Source organism: Bacteroidales bacterium, assembly GCA_022647615.1.
Classification (GTDB): domain Bacteria; phylum Bacteroidota; class Bacteroidia; order Bacteroidales; family UBA932; genus Egerieousia.
In genome coordinates this window covers 497,152-515,959 of the sequence record JALCKZ010000001.1, presented here as the reverse complement: position 1 = coordinate 515,959, position 18,808 = coordinate 497,152, and the positions used below count along the sequence as shown (strand labels likewise).

19 protein-coding genes are annotated in these 18,808 nt (G+C 36.2%); 12 read left to right on the top strand and 7 right to left on the bottom strand.

The annotated features are described in order from the left end of the window. The first annotated feature begins 34 nt into the window (after window positions 1–34). The 9 genes from LKM37_02215 to LKM37_02175 all read left to right on the top strand — a co-directional run bounded on the left by LKM37_02215 (window position 35) and on the right by LKM37_02175 (window position 7,669). On the top strand, window positions 35–1,003 hold the full coding sequence (locus tag LKM37_02215; protein ID MCI1719829.1) for a peptide chain release factor N(5)-glutamine methyltransferase: 969 nt from the start codon (window positions 35–37) through the stop codon (window positions 1,001–1,003). Window positions 1,004–1,152: 149 nt separating this feature from the next. Further along, on the top strand, window positions 1,153–2,451 hold the full coding sequence (locus LKM37_02210; GenBank protein ID MCI1719828.1) for a TrpB-like pyridoxal phosphate-dependent enzyme: 1,299 nt from the start codon (window positions 1,153–1,155) through the stop codon (window positions 2,449–2,451). Window positions 2,452–3,267: 816 nt separating this feature from the next. Continuing rightward, entirely contained in the window at window positions 3,268–3,708 is a 441-nt protein-coding gene (locus LKM37_02205) for a DUF4143 domain-containing protein (GenBank protein MCI1719827.1), read from the top strand. A 187-nt stretch (window positions 3,709–3,895) separates the two neighbouring features. Beyond that, window positions 3,896–4,243 (top strand): type II toxin-antitoxin system HicB family antitoxin, encoded by a 348-nt coding sequence (locus LKM37_02200; protein MCI1719826.1) that lies wholly within the window; start codon window positions 3,896–3,898, stop codon window positions 4,241–4,243. Between the two features lie 393 nt (window positions 4,244–4,636). After that, window positions 4,637–4,873 carry a DUF4160 domain-containing protein gene (locus LKM37_02195; GenBank protein ID MCI1719825.1) on the top strand — a complete coding sequence of 79 codons (237 nt, stop codon included), beginning with the start codon at window positions 4,637–4,639 and terminating at the stop codon, window positions 4,871–4,873. Then, the gene (locus tag LKM37_02190; protein MCI1719824.1) at window positions 4,860–5,273 is read left to right on the top strand and encodes a DUF2442 domain-containing protein; all 414 of its coding nucleotides are present in this window, start codon (window positions 4,860–4,862) and stop codon (window positions 5,271–5,273) included. Before LKM37_02195 ends, LKM37_02190 begins: the two co-directional genes overlap by 14 nt. 302 nt (window positions 5,274–5,575) lie before the next feature. Then, window positions 5,576–6,082: a hypothetical protein gene (locus LKM37_02185; protein MCI1719823.1), complete on the top strand. Its 507-nt coding sequence runs from the start codon at window positions 5,576–5,578 to the stop codon at window positions 6,080–6,082. A gap of 40 nt (window positions 6,083–6,122) precedes the next feature. Then, window positions 6,123–6,644 (top strand): hypothetical protein, encoded by a 522-nt coding sequence (locus LKM37_02180; protein ID MCI1719822.1) that lies wholly within the window; start codon window positions 6,123–6,125, stop codon window positions 6,642–6,644. A gap of 383 nt (window positions 6,645–7,027) precedes the next feature. Further along, the gene (locus LKM37_02175) at window positions 7,028–7,669 is read left to right on the top strand and encodes a hypothetical protein (protein ID MCI1719821.1); all 642 of its coding nucleotides are present in this window, start codon (window positions 7,028–7,030) and stop codon (window positions 7,667–7,669) included. A 56-nt stretch (window positions 7,670–7,725) separates the two neighbouring features. On the opposite strand, the gene LKM37_02170 is transcribed toward LKM37_02175, so the two are convergent. From LKM37_02170 to LKM37_02160, 3 genes are read right to left on the bottom strand one after another with little or no spacing between them, the layout of a single operon-like run. After that, a complete protein-coding gene (locus tag LKM37_02170; GenBank protein ID MCI1719820.1) occupies window positions 7,726–11,043 on the bottom strand; it encodes a DEAD/DEAH box helicase family protein in 3,318 nt (1,105 codons plus the stop codon). Between the two features lie 15 nt (window positions 11,044–11,058). Continuing rightward, window positions 11,059–12,183, bottom strand: a complete 1,125-nt coding sequence (locus tag LKM37_02165; GenBank protein ID MCI1719819.1) for a restriction endonuclease subunit S — start codon at window positions 12,181–12,183, stop codon at window positions 11,059–11,061. A 2-nt stretch (window positions 12,184–12,185) separates the two neighbouring features. Then, a complete protein-coding gene (locus tag LKM37_02160; protein MCI1719818.1) occupies window positions 12,186–13,682 on the bottom strand; it encodes a type I restriction-modification system subunit M in 1,497 nt (498 codons plus the stop codon). A gap of 219 nt (window positions 13,683–13,901) precedes the next feature. On the opposite strand from LKM37_02160, the gene LKM37_02155 reads away from it, so the two are divergent. Beyond that, on the top strand, window positions 13,902–14,279 hold the full coding sequence (locus tag LKM37_02155; GenBank protein ID MCI1719817.1) for a hypothetical protein: 378 nt from the start codon (window positions 13,902–13,904) through the stop codon (window positions 14,277–14,279). 32 nt (window positions 14,280–14,311) lie between these two features. Here LKM37_02155 and LKM37_02150 read toward each other — a convergent pair whose 3' ends face one another. Together LKM37_02150 and LKM37_02145 are read right to left on the bottom strand one after the other, a co-directional pair. After that, window positions 14,312–14,806, bottom strand: coding sequence for a hypothetical protein (locus LKM37_02150; protein MCI1719816.1), 495 nt, complete (start codon window positions 14,804–14,806; stop codon window positions 14,312–14,314). A gap of 216 nt (window positions 14,807–15,022) precedes the next feature. Further along, window positions 15,023–15,694, bottom strand: a complete 672-nt coding sequence (locus tag LKM37_02145) for a hypothetical protein (protein MCI1719815.1) — start codon at window positions 15,692–15,694, stop codon at window positions 15,023–15,025. A 121-nt stretch (window positions 15,695–15,815) separates the two neighbouring features. Here LKM37_02145 and LKM37_02140 point away from each other — a divergent pair, with 121 nt between their 5' ends. Together LKM37_02140 and LKM37_02135 are read left to right on the top strand one after the other, a co-directional pair. Beyond that, window positions 15,816–16,199 (top strand): hypothetical protein, encoded by a 384-nt coding sequence (locus tag LKM37_02140; protein ID MCI1719814.1) that lies wholly within the window; start codon window positions 15,816–15,818, stop codon window positions 16,197–16,199. 71 nt (window positions 16,200–16,270) lie between these two features. Next, window positions 16,271–16,792 (top strand): hypothetical protein, encoded by a 522-nt coding sequence (locus LKM37_02135; protein ID MCI1719813.1) that lies wholly within the window; start codon window positions 16,271–16,273, stop codon window positions 16,790–16,792. A 157-nt stretch (window positions 16,793–16,949) separates the two neighbouring features. Here LKM37_02135 and LKM37_02130 read toward each other — a convergent pair whose 3' ends face one another. Both LKM37_02130 and LKM37_02125 read right to left on the bottom strand, forming a co-directional pair. Further along, on the bottom strand, window positions 16,950–17,573 hold the full coding sequence (locus LKM37_02130; GenBank protein ID MCI1719812.1) for a PorT family protein: 624 nt from the start codon (window positions 17,571–17,573) through the stop codon (window positions 16,950–16,952). Window positions 17,574–17,642: 69 nt separating this feature from the next. After that, complete coding sequence (locus tag LKM37_02125) at window positions 17,643–18,773, bottom strand: hypothetical protein (GenBank protein ID MCI1719811.1); 1,131 nt, start codon at window positions 18,771–18,773, stop codon at window positions 17,643–17,645. Window positions 18,774–18,808 lie beyond the last annotated feature (35 nt).

Below are 18,808 nucleotides of genomic sequence, written 5' to 3'. Positions count from 1 at the left end.
AGAATTTTTTAGGAATTATTATAGGAGGTTACCTGTGACAATTAAGGAGTTTATAGATTTTGGAGTTGAAAAACTTTCTCCTCTTTATTCAAAAGAGGAGTCTATCTCTTTATGCAACAGGGTGTTGGTAGGGATGGCCGGATTTAGAGATTACTCTTATATTTCAGAGCCTGAGAGAGAAATATTGCTGATAAATAAAGAATCTGTCGAGAATAAAAAAGATTTAGATTTTTCCGAGGCGATGATGAGAGAGGCGGTGCTGAGGATGGCGAAGGGTGAGCCTGTGCAGTATGTGCTTGGGTATGAGATGTTTTGCGGGCACAGATTTAACGTCGGTCCGGGAGTCTTGATTCCACGTCCTGAGACTGAAGCGATGGTGAGCCTGATTACTCTTAGCAACAGTTCCAGAAAGCCGCATGAGATTTTGGATATTTGTACGGGGAGCGGCTGTATTGCATGGAGCTTGTGGAGCAATTTTCCGCGCGCTCATGTTTATGGTTGCGACAATTCTGACGTTGCTTTACAATATGCTAGAAATCAAAAGATTGAAAGGCTAAAGCCGGATGCGTCAGAAGGGATGCCGGAGCATATAGATTCCGTTATTGACGGTTCAAAAGGGGAGCAAATGGCGCCGGATTTTTTCAAATGCGATATCCTTTCTACAGAGGCTCTTTCTATTTTTGGAGGGAAGAAGTTTGATATCATTGCAAGCAATCCTCCGTATGTGCTGGAGAAAGAGAAAAAGTTCATGAGGCCAAACGTTCTTAACTATGAACCGGCAGAGGCATTATTTGTCTCTGATGATAATCCGCTTGTGTTTTACAGAAAAATTTCACAACTTGCGTTCGATATGTTAAATCGTAACGGAAGAATATATTTTGAGATTAATGAAATGTTCGGGGAACAAGTAGCCTCTCTGATGGGCGAAATGGGATTCTCTGAGCCTCAAATAGTTACGGACATCAACAACAGACCTCGTATTGTTAGAGCTCTAAGGTGGTGATGGCTCCAGCCACACCTATGTATTCTGAATTGTAACCAATTCTTCACAATTTTTATTTTGAAGAGTCCCTTATGGGAAAAATAAACCCCTTATATATATATCAGGGGTGTTATTAGTGCATTTTTTATCAACCTTAAATATATAATAAAATGAAAGTAACCAAAAAGTACACACTCCCCGAGAGTGAGATTCCGACGCAATGGTATAACATTGTGGCGGACATGCCTAACAAACCACAACCTTTGTTGAACCCCGGAACCCGCAAACCTATCAAAGCAGAAGATATGGAGGGCCTATTTGCAAAAGAACTTGCAAGACAGGAATTTTCAACAGAACGATGGCAGGAAATCCCGGAGGATGTGAGGACTTTGTATAAAATATACAGACCTTCTCCGCTGGTGCGTGCATCGGGATTAGAGAAGGCGCTGAATACTCCGGCCAAGATTTATTTTAAGAATGAGAGCGTAAGCCCCGTTGGTTCTCACAAGCTTAACACTGCAATTGCACAATGCTATTACAATGCTGAACAAGGGATTACACATTTAACAACAGAAACAGGTGCGGGACAATGGGGTTCCGCAATGGCCGTTGCCGCAAAACATTTTAAGGTTGCGCTGGATGTATTCATGGTTAAAAACAGCTATAACACAAAGCCTTACAGGAAGATTGTAATGCGCACTTATGGTGCAAATGTTCATGCTGTTCCATCCCCGGATACTGAGTACGGACGCGCTGTTCTTGCAAAAGATCCAACGTGCCTTGGCAGCCTTGGCATGGCCATTTCAGAAGCTGTCGAGATGGCGGTACATACTCCAAACAGCCGTTATACATTGGGTAGCGTGCTTAACCATGTGCTTTTGCATCAGACTGTTATAGGCCTTGAGGCGGAGAAGCAGATGGAGATGGCGGGCGATTATCCCGATAAAGTTATTGCATGCTTTGGCGGCGGCTCCAACTTCTCCGGCCTATCATTTCCATTCCTGAGGCATAACTTCCTGGATGGAAAAAAGACCAGATTCATGGCGGCAGAACCGGCAGCATGTCCAAAACTTTCCTGCGGTAAATTTGATTATGACTTTGGAGACACGGAAGGTTTAACTCCGCTTATCCCAATGTACACGCTGGGGCATGATTTCCAGCCTGCGCAAATACATGCCGCAGGTCTTAGATACCATGGCGGCGGCCAGATAGTCAGCCAGTTAAAGAAAGACGGCCTGATAGAATCCTACCCGATAGAGCAAAAAGAAACCTTTGCCGCCGGCATCACATTCGCCCAGGCAGAAGGCATCATACCGGCACCGGAATCCACCCACGCCATCGCACTTGTAATCCGCGAGGCGCTCAAAGACAAAGCAGAAGGAAGAGATGAAACCATCCTCTTCAACCTCTCCGGCCACGGCCTGCTGGATATGGCGGCCTATGAGCAATACTTGGACGGCAAGTTCTAAACTCCCGACAGATTATCTTTAAAAAGCCCGCTTTTCGCGGGCTTTTTTAGTTTGTCGCAATATTCAGAGCATAATAAAACTATCAATTACTTACTCTCACCAATCAATAGATTACTTGGGCTTATTTTATTTAGTTTGCCCAATCATCCTGGCGCTCTTTGAGTTATACATGGTCTGGTCCTTCTTCAAATTCAGGCCGGATGCCGTATTACTTGGAAAATCTATATTTCTCATCACCGTGGTATTAAACCTAATATCCGGTTTCTACGATATAAAAATATTAGACCTTCTTAGACTTTTCTTGTTCACTCTCATACAAGCCATTTGGTTGTTCTTCCTAATAGGCTCAGAACAAGTCAAGCAGCTCTTTCCAAAAGAAACACGCCGCGTACCTGTTTATGATTATTTCATAGTAGGCGCCGCTGTCTCCATCCCAGTCCTTATAATCTTAGTTGGTATTTTATAGCTCACGACAGATATCCCCAAGCGTAGGCTCATAATTGAATGTCCCCAAGGCCGAAGGCCCGCGACCGTAGGGAGCGTGTCTCCTCGCGGCGGTAGCCGCGTAATACACAAGGCAATGCGCTGCTTTGTAGCGCATTGCTCTGCATGCGAGCGTTGTGAGCATGCAGCTTTACAAATTGTTCCTATAGCACAAACTTTTTACTTTATATATGAAAATCTCAGATAAAAATACATATCTTTTAATCCGTAAAAAATGACATTTATGCCATAAACCTAGAATACGATGCGTGAGATAAAGAGACCTAAATACTTTTAAAAACGTGGAACACGCTGATCTTAATTCTTAAACAATTGAGATATATTGGTACAATTCCTAAATATTATTTTACTGATACTGGGTTGCGAAATGCTTTACTTGATTTCCGTCAGCAAGAAGAGACACACTTGATGGAAAATATTTTATATAATGAGTTAAGTATAAGAGATTTCATTGTCGACATTGGGATGGTTGAAGTTAGGACAAGCAGTAAAAAAATGGGGAGCAAACGTAATCAATATGAGGTGGATTTTGTGGCTAATATGGGTTCAAAGCGTTATTATATTCAGTCTGCTCTTAATATTTCTGATCCAAAAAAAATGTCACAAGAAACCTTTTCGCTCAATCACATTCCTGACAGTTTTAAGAAAATTATTATTGTAAAAGATGATATTTCTCCCTGGCATAATGAGAGAGGTATATTAATTCTTAGTCTTTTTGATTTTTTGTTAAATCCCGATAGTTTAGATCTGTAGTTTGTGTTGCGCTGCTTTGTGGCGCAACGCTTCGCAGTCTGCGCAGCAGACTGTGCATGCAGCTTTACGAATTGGCTCGTTATGGCACACTATCAATAGTAACTTGCTCAAAAATATTACAAAAAGCATTTAATTGGTACTAATTTTAGTACCTTTAGTTTTTAAGGAACAAAAATTTATTTGAAATATGGGTTATTTAAAATATAAAGGTTACACTGGTAGCGTGGAATTCGGTGATGAAGATAATTGCTTGTATGGCAAAGTATTAGGCATGAGTAAAGATGCTATTACTTATGAGGGTAAAACAGTTAATGCTTTAAGAGAGGATTTTGAAGGCGCTGTTAATGATTATCTTGCTAGTTGTAAAAAGCGCAGAATTGAGCCATGCAAACCTTATAGTGGGAAGTTAAATCTTAGAATGAGTTCTGAATTGCATAGGGAAGTCGCCGTTTTTGCCGCTAAAACTGGAACTACAATTAATGATTTTATTAATCAGGCAATTAGAAAGGCGTTAAGGAAGAGCTCAGCTCTTTAGAGTCTATCGGCAAATTCAACAAGCCTTGCCAAAAATTTCTGTGCTTGTGCCTTTGCAATATCTTTGTATGTGTGATGTACTTGTCTGTCGCCCTGTTAATAATCTGGGAGGTTACGGGAGTAGCTTTGTCACACAGGACTAACCTTCATCTTTGCGGTGGAGGTTAGTCTTTTTTTTAGGTCACGGTGGGGAATAACACTTCAACATCAGCAAATTGTACCTATAGCACAAACTTTTTACTTTTCCGGAAAAAGTTTTTACGAATTGGCTCAACATTGTTTTTGTGATTGCATATAATTGAGCAAAATTTTAAAACTAGCAATTATAATTTGTAGGTTATAAAATTATAACTAAATTTGTGGGAGGATTTTTATGCCTTTATTATTTATTTTATTGGGTTTTAGATTTATGTTTTTTTCTAATGACCATGAACCAATTCACATACATGTAGTTAGGGGGATGGGTGAAATCAAAGAATATGCAAAGTTTACCTTAATGCCTGATGTCAAAATTGTAGAAAACAAGGGTTTAAAGAGAAGTGAATTAAAAAAAGCACAAAGCATCATAGAGGACAACAAAGAAATAATCATTGATAGGTGGCTGCAATATTTTAACAATGGAAAAAATTAAAAAAATATGGCTGACAAAAACTGCTGTTTACATAGAAACTGTAAATGGCAAAATTGCTTATGAAAAATTTTCTGATTACCCTAGATTGCAGCGTGCCACTTTAGAACAGCGCAAAGATTACACAGTCAGTTCATTAGGTATCCATTGGAAGAATTTGGATGAAGACTTAAGCTTTGAGTGCTTTTTTAAAAAGAAAACCCCAGTACCTATATATAATTTTTTTATGAAGCACCCGGAACTCAATGTTTCTGCCATAGCGCGAATGATGGATATGAAGCAGAGTCTACTTGCTGCTTACATTACAGGTGCAAAAAAGCCATCTGAAAAGCGCAAAAAAGAGATACTTAAGGTAATAAATATCATAGGCCAGAAACTGTCTTCTGTAAAATCTCTTTCATAAAAATCAACGATAATTCCCTCCGTATATGCCTCATCTATCCACTGGTCTAAGTTTTCGACCGGTTCAAAGCATGTAACCTTTTTTGACAGTATATTCCAAAATGGAATATATGCAAGGTCCTTGAAGTTCAAACTTTTACTTTTCTGGAAAAAGTTAGTCTTTTTTTAAGGTCACGATGGAGAACATCTCGGAAGCAAATGTAATGTGTTAAGAAAATAATATGGACAAAATGGATTGTTAAATAAATAACTAAAGTCCTTTGGAAATAGCTAATTTTAAAACAATTACTAAATCCAAATAATATGAAAAACTATAGTAAGTTCTGCATTGGTTCTATGCTGTTTCTTTCTGTCATCTTTTGTGCAAGTTGTGGTAATGGCAATGGTAATAGTACCGGAGCAGTAGACAATACTGCGCAATCACCTGTTAATGAAAACAATGGGACACAGAACCAAAGTCAAAACCAAGTTCAAGAATCAGCCACCGTTGAGAGTAGCGCTCAGGAGGCCCAAACTCAACAAAAAACGGTAGCGCCTTTTAGGAACATGTATGATGTTGACGCTTACACTTTAGGGAGAACTTTTGTTGATGATAGTGGCGTGCATCTGGTCATAAAGCAAGATGGAATTTATGCTAATGGGACATGCTTATCTGCTGCACCAACTGTGGAAGATTTTGGTTCTTCTTCTGCTACAATAGTAGCACAAGTACCTGGCGGCAGAGGGACAATTCGTTTATATCTCTCTATAGAAAATGGTGTTGGAACTTTAGTGGAGGCTTCCTCCGGTGATACTTATACTGCCCAGTAAATAAGGCTCTTATCGTAAGTACGACTCTAAATACATGATTATGAACAAGGATAAAATAAGTACAATCATTAGCCTTATTTGTTTACCATTTGTTATTTATTTTAGTTTTAGGGACTGTTTAAGTTGTAGCAGCAAAAAGGCAGCTGATACAGAGTCTGAAACCGTGGTTTCTCAGAGTGTTCCTGTTGATTCTAGTGCACAATCTGCTGCATCACAAGAGAATACTCAAAGTATTGAGAATAACAAGGATTTGCCAAGCTGGCTTTATGGTACTTGGAGTATTAGTTATACAGATGTTAATCCTGTAACTAATATGCCGTTCCAGAGTGGTGAGGTTTTGAGGATTGAGAAAGAGACTATTAATTGTATTTCTGTTATAATAGATTCTAATGGTCAGAGGACGGGTAATACGCATCTTTATACTGAGTTCTATATTTCTGATGGTCAGTTAAATCTGAAGGAGGATGATGGTACGTGTACCTTTTTTACTCTCGATATGGTTAATGAGCGTCTTGGGTTTGACGAGAGTAAGGATCTTTGGATGACTAAGAGCGCGGAGTAAATTTTTAGGTCACGACGGGAGATGAAGTCGAAAATTTCGACTTCAATGCTGGTTTCGCGACAGAAAGTAAATGAAATCTTTTTGAGGAATTTTAGTAGGAATAGAGTGTTTAGATGAATGAGTTTTTCTTCTACGATTATTGAATATTAAGTATTTTTATTGTTAATTATCAATGTTTTCCGCAATTTCTAAACTATGCGTTTAATATAGGTTGCTCTTACTTCCAATAAATAAATATTAAGAGCTTTAAACAAAATTTATAGGAGATTATTTTATTCCTCTATTGCATTTACTTCTTGAATTCAGCTGTGATTTTTTAAGGTCGCGACAGAAATTGTCACACGGTGGAAGTAGATTTGCAGATTATTTTAAAACAGCTTATTATGAAAAAGAATCATGTTTTTAAAATGATTGCTATTTTGTTGGCAATCATGTCTTTACAGTCTTGTGCTATTTTTATGGGCATAGATAAGGAAGTTAATTTTAAATCTCACCTAGATAAAGTTTCGGTCAACGGTAAAGAGATTCCTGTAATAACTCCTTCAAATGTTTTTGAACAAGCAGATATTACAATTTCTACAAATAATTCAAAAACAACATTTTATGTTAGTGTTTATAATAATAGCGCTAAGCCATTGTTCTTAGTTTGGGATAAGGTTAGTTTGATTTATCCTGATGGTACCGCCACAACTGTATACTCCGGTGAGAAAATGATGAAGGATATAGATAAAAGCACACTCTCTTTACCTATTCCTGCATATAGTCGTGTGAATGTGAATTTTATGCCATCTAAGAGTATCAATTGGAATTCCGGAAGTTCTTTTTGGGGGTATCATGACGCAGGATGGGATTTTCATAACATTATAGATGATTCTAGTAGGACGCATCACAAGGAGTTCCTTGAACATTATCAGGCTCTTATTGGGCAATACTTTAGGATTTATTTGCCGTTATGTGATAGTAATAATAATGTTGTGAAGGAGTACATGTTGTTCTTGAAGGTTAGCGATGTATTTTTGGAGTAGGGTGAGATTTGTACTATTGGCAAATGTCCCCGCATTTAGGTATTGGTTGTATATTATTATGCAACCAATACTTTATGCAACATATCTACATATTTTCCAACATTACGCGTATTTTCACCAAATACACTTTGCCATTCGAATTGGTCAAATGGAGACACGTTAGTGATAACATTTGTGTCTATATCTCCATTTTCTGTTAGGTAGTTTATTATTTTGTCTAGATATTCTTCCTGCATAGAATTCAATGATCTATTTCCTGATAAGAAATTTGAAAACAATTTTTTTGCCTCAACTCTATCTACGCCAATAATAGAGCGGATAAAAACAGCAACATTGTCTCCACACATTTTGTTTTCAACATAATTTTTAAAATCATCCTTAGTGCCTAATTCTTTCCACAATATTTTTTCTAATTCAGCAATATCCTTATCGGTAAGTTGTTCAATGTGTTGTATTTTTTGAAGCACCGGCAAATTCTTGTTTTCAAATAAGTAATCTAAAACCTTTTGGCCGTAACTTATTGGAGTAATGTATGTTGCACCTTCTCCTGTGTCTTCAAGGACATCGCTTACATTTATAGTAAAAGTTTTACCATCTGCTCCAACAATAAACTGTATTAAATCTCGCAACTCTACTCTTATTCTTTCAAATTTATCAATAGATTGATTCTCCCAAAAAGCCGAAGTAAGAACCTCATTAATAGTATTCATCTTAGCATTTACTTGCCCAATTGAAGCCCTTTCTTGCAATGCTCTTGCGATCGTAATAACATTTTTTTGTGCTTTTTTGGCTTTAATAGTATTGTTTAATAAAGACAGCTCTATTTGCAGAATTATAACATCAAATCTTTTTGCATTTTCATCTGCCATTTTAATAGGAAGGATCGGAGCAATGACATCTTTAATCGTCTTTGCTTCAACTGGAGAAATATATGCCCAGCTATCTTTGTTTTTGTATTTAGAAATTAATTCATTCTTTTCTCGTACAGAAATTTGCCTGCTATCTAATTCCTTCACCTGATTGAATAATTCTTCCTTAAGGCTATTATGTAGTGCCTTTGAATATGTATCAGATTGGTATTCACTTTTTTGGAGCTCACAAGCGATGTCAATTTTTAATCCAAATATTCTTTCTGTTAATGACATCTGCCTTGGGGCTTCTTTTCCGTTAGCAGGTACAGAAAAGAATTTGATGTTACTGCACCAGTCATAAATGTTGAAAAACTTTTTATCCTTATTTGCTCCAAAAATATTTTCAGAAAGGCGAGTTCCCCTGCCGATCATTTGCCAAAATTTGATTTTGGATTTAATTACTTTAAAAAATACCAAATTTAAAATATCTGGTACATCAATTCCAACATCAAGCATATCAACACTTACAGCAATCTGTGGCAGCTTATTTCTTTCTTCAAATTTATTAATTAAGTCTTGAGCGTAGTTTACATAATTGTCTATAAGTTCACAATAATTTGGTAAATGGGGATAAAGGGCATTAAATCTATCAACAATTAATTTAGCGTGTTTATGACTACTTGCAAAGATTATGGTCTTGCCTATCTTGTCTCCATCTTCCACTTTTTGACCATTAGTCATCAGGTCTTTAAGAACTTTATCTATAGTGTCTTTATTGTATATATACTTGAATATCTCTTTATTAGAGATATCCCTATGGTAATCCTCGTCAGGATCAAGAGCTTTTTTAGTTTTTTCGTAGTCCCACACGGTTTCAAGTTGATCTTTCTCGCTGTCACTTAGATCGTCATATTTTATACCTTCCCTTAAAATCTTAGAACTGCGAACGAAAGCATTATAATTTACAAGGTAACCATCGGCAACGGCTTTGCTCAATTCATACTCGCAGTTAGGATGTCCTTCTTCCAAACCAAATAACTGATAAGTACTTCTATCCACATCTTCTCTTGGTGTTGCAGTTAATCCTACTAACAGTGAGTCAAAATATGAAAAGATAGAACCAAATTTTCCAAATACAGACCTGTGTGCTTCATCAATAATTATTAAATCGAAGCGGCCAACAGAGAAAGTCTTATCAGCTGCATCAACATAGTTAATCATTGTTTGATAAGTACTTAGTATTATTCTAGCTTCAAGGTTAGAAGGCGAGCCTTGGTCAGATAAAACACAGTAAGTCATATTTGGAAGAAGCTTTGCAAATGCCCGGTGAGCTTGGTTAACCAACGCTGTTCTATCTGCTAGAAATAAAACATTTTTAATCCAATTATTTCTAGTAAGCACATCCACTAAAGAAATTGCTACTCTAGTTTTTCCAGTACCAGTTGCCATAACTAAAAGTGCTCTTCTATGATTACTGTTGAAATGCTCACAAACTTTTGTGACTGCTGTTATTTGGTAGCTTCTGTCTGTAATATCTTTATTTATTGATAGATCTTTAATTTTTCCTTTTGCCCTTTGCTGAATCAGAAGTTCTAGGTCTGCTTGGGTATGAAAACCGAATAATGCTCTTTCTGGATAAATGCCGTCTTCTATTTTTATAACAAAACCGTTTGTATAATAAATAACAGGTCGTGTACCGTATTTTTTTTCTAAACAGTCAGCGTATAATTCTGCTTGGTGTTTTCCTTTAATTGGATCAACGCTGGTTTTCTTTGCTTCTACTACAGCCAACGGTTTACAAGCACTATCAAATAATACATAGTCTGCATATCCAACTCTTTGACTATTAGGCATTCCATTTACTTCTACCTCTATGCAAGCCTTTGATGGTAGAATAGAGCCCTCTTGTTCTACAACTTGCCATCCTGCCTCTTCTAGATATTGGTCTATGTGTAGTTTTCGTGTTTCAGCTTCAGAAATATTATCGCGAATTTTAACTGAATCGAGATGTTCAACTTTGCCCTTGTACTTTGTAATAATGGGTTCATTTGCTTTTGGTTCGTCAGCTGGGGCGACTGTGATTCTCAATCCCGGTTTGGATGGTATTAAAGTGTTTTCAAAAGCAGGAATTTTATCTATTGCTCCAAGTTTTAATAACACCGCACCAACAAAGGCGTGAAGATTTATTAAAGAAAAGAATGATTCTCTTTTTGGTACTGCACCGATGTGCGCTGCTATGTTTCCAGCTTTACGGATATAATGTAGCCTTTTTAATAGATCGTAACTATCTTCACCAAGAAAGTCTTTAAATTGCTGGTCTTCAACTAGTTCAAATAGTGATGTGTGTTCGCCTATGTAGAATCCTTTGAGCATGTAAATTGCCTTGACAAGATATTCTAATGCTTGTCTGCTGCTCAATGCAGATTTTGCGGGGTCTGCAATTTGGTATTCTTCAGCATTACGGCAGTATGTGTAGAGGTCTGCGAAGTCTTTCTTGTCTTTTAGGAAGTCAAAGTTTCTCATTGCGGTTTAATTTAACTATCCAAAGTATTTATCCATTGTGTAGTCTAGGAGTTTCTGTGTTTCTGCTATGGATTGATTTATAAGTTGTTTCTGGTGGTCAATAGCTTCTATCTTTGAGGCAAATTTAGCCTGAAGATCCAATGGTGGCAGTGTAATCATTGTATTATTTGCTCGAACAATAGTGTATGTCCCCACTACGGCAGCAGCACAATTATTAACTTGATGTTTTATATATGGAGTTTTAAAAGCGTATAAGATATATATTGGATTCGCCTTCCCCAGATATTGCAACCAAATTATGTTACCATCTTTAAAGTAAAATTTATCAGTATTTTTCACTACATAACAAACGCCCAATGTGCCAACTCCCGTTATCATAATGTCATTTGTATGTGGAATTCCGTATTTTTTAGCGTATTCTGCATACATTCTATCATCTATAAAGAGTTCATTATCTACATATCCATTTTGGGCTAATTTTACTATTTCTCTTGCCCTATAAAAAGGGACTCCTTTTTTTCGCCACTCGGATTGAAAAACTCGTTTGCTTGATGTAATGTTAAATAATTCTCCTAATTTACATATTTTCCATCCCTTTTCATTTGTAACAGGGTCTCCAAACATATCGTAGAATGTAGCTTGGGCAAGATTATCTAATTCGGTAATTTGCTGGCGTTTATCTTCAATTATTTTATTTAGCAAATCCAGCTCAGCGACAATTTCTTTTTGCTCGGAAAGGGGAGGGATGGGAAGTGGAATACTCACTAGTGCCGCTTGTGTAAGTTTTGGCACGATAGCACCCGTGATATATTTTTGTAAGTCCGAATAAATTAAATAATAATTAACGAAGTAATCAATAACCTCACTCGATAATTTAAGTATATGCACGTGATTATTAACCCAACTCTTACCATCTATAATGTATGAAGATTTATCCCACTTACCCCATTTTGCTCCATCTTCACCGACTAAAAGGAAACGGCCATCAAATATATATTTATCTACATAATCTTGAATTCCAGACGCGCCATAGTATGGATATTCACCAGAATTCCTATTTTTTTTTGTGACAGGTTTTCTTTGGCTATCATATATTGAGCAAATATCTCCTAATTTTTTAATTTTCCAACCCTTTTTCATACCTACTTTGCAAAATTAGATTTATAATTATCAATAGCCTTAACTATCTCTTTTTCAAGTGATTCAATGCGTTTCAAAACAACCTTCGGCCTCTCATACTCGACCTTTTCTCTCTCAACCTCTTTGTACTTATTAATGGATAAATCGTAATCATTTTTCCTAATCTCTTCAACAGGCACTAAGAACGATTGATCCTTGCGACTTCGCTTCTCTTCAGCCTTTAAATTTTTAAATCTTGCTATCACATCTGGTATATCATTCTCCTTTACCTCTGTACGTTTCTGGTCAAGAGAATAACCATCAGCTTTCATATCATAAAACCAAACCTTATCAGTTCCACCTGCATTAGTTTTAGTGAATACCATAACAGCAGTACTAACTCCAGAATAGGGTTGGAATACACCAGCAGGCATACTAATAATTGCTTTTAAGTGCTGATTCTCAACTATTTCTTTCCTAATAGACTTATGGGCATTACTATTGCCAAACAACACACCATCAGGAACGATACTAGCACACCTTCCGCCCACTTGCAAAGAACGAATGAATAAAGACAAAAATAACAACTCAGTTTTCTTTGTGTTTGCGATAGTTAGAAGTGATTTACTTATTGATGGACTGTCAACGGTTCCGGAAAAAGGAGGATTAGCCAAAACCAACGAATATAGCTCAGAATCAGTGTTATCGCTCGAAACGGAATCTCTCCATGCAATATTCGGATTCTCTACTCCGTGCAACATTAAATTCATAGCTCCAATTCTTAACATTGTCTGGTCAGTATCAAAACCATGGAACATTCCATTTTTGTAATGTGCAAGGTTTTCTGTTTTGAGAAGTTCTTTTGCTTGGTGCGTTTTTATGTATTTGGCACACTCAACTATAAAGCCCGCACTTCCCATTGCAGGGTCGCAAACTGTGTCTTTTAGAGTGGGTTGCATAATTTCAACCATCATCCTGATAATGTGCCTTGGTGTTCTGAATTGCCCATTATTTCCGGATGCAGCCATTTTTCCTAGAACATACTCGTACACATCTCCCATAGTATCTCTATTATTCATGTCGAGCTTATCAATCCCATCTACAATGTTGGCCAGGAAATGTCCGTTTGGAATCATGAATGTAGCACTTCCCATATAACGGCTATATGCAGATTCTTTTCCTTTGTTAAGATTTTTAATAAAGACGAAGACATTATCCCTAACCATTTTGAACATATCATTAGGATTGAGGTTCTTAAACACATGCCAACGCATTGATTTATAAGGAATTTCTTTGTCGCTCTCCGGATTATGCCAATTCCCTTTTTTGAAGGAAGCATCTAATACTTTGCTACCAAAAATATTTGCATTTGCCTCCGCTTTGATTTGGGAATCATCTATCATTTTCATGAAAAACAGATATGTCATCTGTTCCAGCACTGTAATGGAGTTTGTTATACCACCTGTCCAAAAGCTATCCCATATAGCGTCTATTCTGTTTTTAATTTCTCCTGTTATCATCAGTTATATCGTTTTATTTATAGAATAAATAGTTTGTAATCTGTTTAGGATGAAAATACTACGTGGCCAAAGTTAAGAATATTGAGCAAAAAATGCAATAAAGTAAAAGGCGCTATGCTAGTTTAAAACTTAGACAATCTTTGTCACTTAATAATTTTCTTTCAATCATTTAACCTTATACGACTAACTAATCAAAATATTACCGAACTTGCACACACAATGAAAGCAATAGACTCAACACTAGGACTATCCAAGAAAGAACTAATCGCACTTTGCCGCTACTACAAGGGAGAATCTGAAAGGCCATACGACGACGATAGGGCCTTACTGTGGGACTATGAATGCAAATGGGTAGAATTTCATAAAACACAAAAGAAATTCCTAGAAGAGCAACTGCAAGATTATTACAAATTCGGATACCAAACTTTCAGTCCCGAAGATGGTGTGCCAGTATCTTTAAAAGCAGTTTTATTTAATCGTTATATGCATTGGAGTGACTATGAATCCCCAATTGACAATAAGGGCTTTATGGAATGGTACAAGAAATATTACTTAAGAGAAAAACTTATAAAGCCAAATAATCCAGGTACTAAATAATTTACTGCGCTTATTATTCTATGCTAACAGGATCAATAGCCAAAAGTATCACCCAATGGATAAAACCCATCTTTTTCTAATATATCTTCATAATGTTCCATTAATCTCCTTACTTTTTTAGATAGATAATGTGAATTAATGCTCTCAAACACACCATCTTTTATCATTTCTATCATAGCATCGTAATCAAAATCAAAACAATCTTCAGTATGCGAAGTAGTACTTATAATACAAGTTAAATCAAGGGCTAACTGTTCAAATGTATTAAGTTTCTTGTATTCTTCTGTAATGCATTTCTCAACAAAATCTTCCAATTTATAATTAATCTCTTCTATGCAGTGAGACTGCATTTTTACTGAAATCTCATCTACGTAGCTTATTCCAAGTGATCTGTTATCATCTCGTGGTAAATCCTTCGTATTCTTATTTATTTCAGCTAGGACACGTTTTGTTATTTTTTTTACAATAACATCTGTGTCCCTACGACACTGGTCTTCTAGTTTTTCAATAAATTCTTCCGCTTCCATAAGAAGTTAAAATTTAGTTAGTCGTCAAAATTACCTATTAATTTTGACAATTTATATCGCTGAATTATATTCTATTCTAGAATTAACTTAACTAATTGAAAATTTAACAAAAGTTGTATTTACTTCTTGAATTCAGCCCCTCCTTTTCCCAATTTAGAGAAAACCTGTCGTGATATAAAAATAAAATTATATACCCATCACCGTCTTTTCTGTCTCTCACATCGTCAACAAATCCGCATAATCCTTAGCAGTATTAAACGCCATAATTCCAACTATACTTCTATCGTCATACTTATACGCGATTTCATAAATTCCTGTAGCTTTAAATAACTCATCCCTAAACTTTTTTACTTGAGCTTTGGTAAACTTATAAATCTTATAACACGTCACATCTCTTGCAACATATGCATTCACATACGTCAGGTATCCTTTCTTCTGCAACTCCTTTACCTCTCTGTCACACAAAATTTTACGATAATCTAACCTTGGAAATATATCTTCCGGAATAAACTTGCTAGGCGGCTCATCAGGGACACATGGAAACTTTGAAAACTCCAGCGGACGGTCATGAACATTATCAGGAGGAGGCCCATAAACATCCATTATTTTAGAACCGTCAGACGGTCTATAAAGATTAGACATAGCGGAAACAAAATCATACATCACCCATTCCACAGGATTTTGGAATATGGAGTAATCCACATGCATTTTATCCTCAATTTCTTTTGCAAGCGCTCTGCCACGCCCATCTCTAAAATAGTGCACACATTTCTTCTCCCATGACCATAACATTAAATGATATTGGTCTAAGTTATCAGGTTCTTTTTGGCTATACTGATACACTCTGCAGGCGGCAATAGCAGATTTTAGAGAATAATAATGTTTCATAATGGCGCAAAGGTAAAGCGAGGAAGTGACAATTTGTGTCAAGAAATACGGTTAAAAAATTTTTTGTGACATAAACTGTCGTGAGGCAAAAATAACTTTGCATAATTAAATCAATAAAACCATGAAAAAATTAATTTTATTACTCGCAATTTCTTTATTAACAGTCAGTTTATCAATCGCTCAAACTCCACACAAGGTTTATTGTGAGATTGTTGGGACAAGTAATTTAACTGGAACAAAAATATCTAGACTTGAAGTAGATATGGGACAAAGCTCAACATTAGGAACATATTTTAATGCGCATACTCTTGTTGATGAGAACAATGAAAAGATGAAATTCAACTCCATGATGGATGCAATGAATTATTTTGGGAAATATGGATGGGAGTTTGTACAAGCATTTGTAGTTGGAACAACTCCCGGAAATTCAGTTTATCACTTTGTTTTATCAAAGGAAATAACTAATGATGAGCAAATTAAGGAGGGTATTAAGTTAAAGGAATAATTTGATTATGCTTGCATAATGAACACATAGATTCAAAATAGTTTAACTTTGAGAAATCTAAATAATATATAATGAAAAAAATCATACTTCTTTCTTTTTGCTTATGTGCGCTGCTGACTACATCCATGGCGCAATCATATCAGGGTCGCAATATGGACTTCTTGACGGATGAAAAATATTTTAAAGTAGAGCTTGACTACTCTTTGGTAAGTAATAATCTTGCATTCAAAACTGATGAAGAAATCCAGGAATGGGAAAGCGGACAATCATTGAAAGAACTTACAGATGAGTGTATTAAATGTCTTAATGAAAAACTTGAGGAAAGAGGATGTCACTTAAGAGCAAGCAACATCAAACCTGCAAAATATCGCGTAATTATAAGCGTTACAAGACTTACAAGGGGAGGTAACACTAATGCTGATATATATTTTAAGCCTGTGGATTCTGATAATACGCTGTATATAACAGCTTTATATGGTGATGGCGGGCGTGTTGGAACCGTTGTGAATTTAATGGGAGACGGAATAAGAAGCCTTGCGGTAAAACTTGGAAGATTCATTGATAGCAAGACACATGCGCCAGCTAGAAAGTAAAACTAAATAATCTTGCAGCCTTCTGCGAAGTCTGCATAAAAGGCGCCACAAAGCGGCGCCTTTTTTTGTGGTTTGACGCGCTGCCGCGCGGAGCTGCACGCTCCCTACGGTCGCGGCCTTCGGCCAATAGATTCTACTATCCGGTTATGAAACACTATTAGAAACGATAGCCCACATTCAAACTGTAACTGATATTATATGGCCAGTCCCCGCTAGTAGTTTTGATATGACAAAGCCCTAAGTCACAATTAACTCCAACGGAAAAATGACCTAAGTCCAAGCCAACTTCCCCAGCAATTCCGGAATCCCATTTCTCAATACCAACACTACCTCCAAAGGTATCAGAGCTACCTGAATTAATTTTACTCTTACCTGCTATACCATAACTGACATAACAACCAACCCCAATAAGAAAATTATTGCCGCTGCCTTTTGATAAGGGGATATTAAAAGTTACTTCTGCTGGTACTTCTAGGTAAATCTCATCTATGGTCAATGTCCCGTAGCCAGCACTGCTCAAATCAGATTTGGCTCCTTTATCGGTAACAATAAGGCCACACTGAATACCTACGATTCTTTTTTTTGTCAAAGCATTACAGAAAATGCCAGCACGATAACCAAACTTATTATCAAATCCTGCGGAACCCTTACCGTAGTAATTACTTAAATTAACACCTGCGACAACTTTAAAGTAATGACTCTTTGCAGCAAACTCCTGATTCTGAGCAAAAACAAAGACTGATAAAAAAGTGAACGTTAAAATGAATAATAATTTTTTCATAACCCTAAATTTTAAGTTGTTTCAAAATTAGGCTAATGATAAACTATTATAAAAGTTTAACAAGTCTTGTCAAAATTGTAACGTAACCAATTTTCTATCTAGCCTTATTAATTTTGGTGTAGAGCGTTCTCCCGTTATATAATAATTGGAGGACAAAGAATGATCAAACGCATTTAAGAAAGAGCTTCTAATCTTAGAGCAAATTTCATTTATGGTATTTTTGGTGGGGTCAACTGCATTGTCAAGACTTTGCAAAATTGGCTCTGCGTGTTCCCTGTTAGAAATGTTTCTATAAATATTGCCCAATTCATCTTTATAGTTAGGTAAATCCTTGAAAATGATACCTTCCGGATGTTTTAAGAAAAGAATGTAAACAGCTTTTTGGATTGGCTGCAACTTAATTTCCATATCATTATAGTCTGTCAAAATAATATTATAGTCGCTTGTAACAACCAATCTGCTTAACTTTTGCGGGGTCTTATTAAAGAGAGATTTAACTACCATCTCTTTAATTCCCATTGCCTGCAATTTATTTATGCGTTCTTCTATTTCCTTGATAATTTTTCTTGCTTCATAAGAGAACTCTTTGTCAGCCTTGCTTGGTTCATCATTATCATTTGAAATTATTTGAAATCTTACGACTTCATCCCGTGTTCTGGCTTTTGCTAAATAAAGGAATGCATATAGCTGATCTATAATGGCTTTGTTGTTTGAATTAATCTCATCTAACTCTTGATATTCAAAAATATAAGAGTTATTTTCTTCTTTAATTTCTCCGGTGTATCTAATTAGTCCGTGTGTTATGACAGCAGTTTTTGACGACACGTATGATAACAAATCTTTCTCAGTAAATCCGGCAGCATTATCTGGGATTGAATCAGATTTTAATTGCGGGTTATAGTATTTGAAGTATTCCTCTTTTGAATAATCCTTAATTATTTGTGGAAGATAAATGAAATGAAACCCTGCATTCTCATATTTTTCTTCTATCTCTTTATGCATATCTGATATGCTCTGGGATATTAAATTGCTGTGCTCTTTTTCTACATATATAATATCCTTTGTAAGAGGATAATATGGCAAATCTTTGCTTATATAAAACAGATAAGAATTATCTGATAACGAGTCAAGTAGACTAGTGGTGGGGTTAATTGCCGCAGTCTTTTTTTTCCTTCCAAATAGGTGACTAAAAAATCGCATTGATTATTATTATTTTAAGCAAAGATACCTCTTCT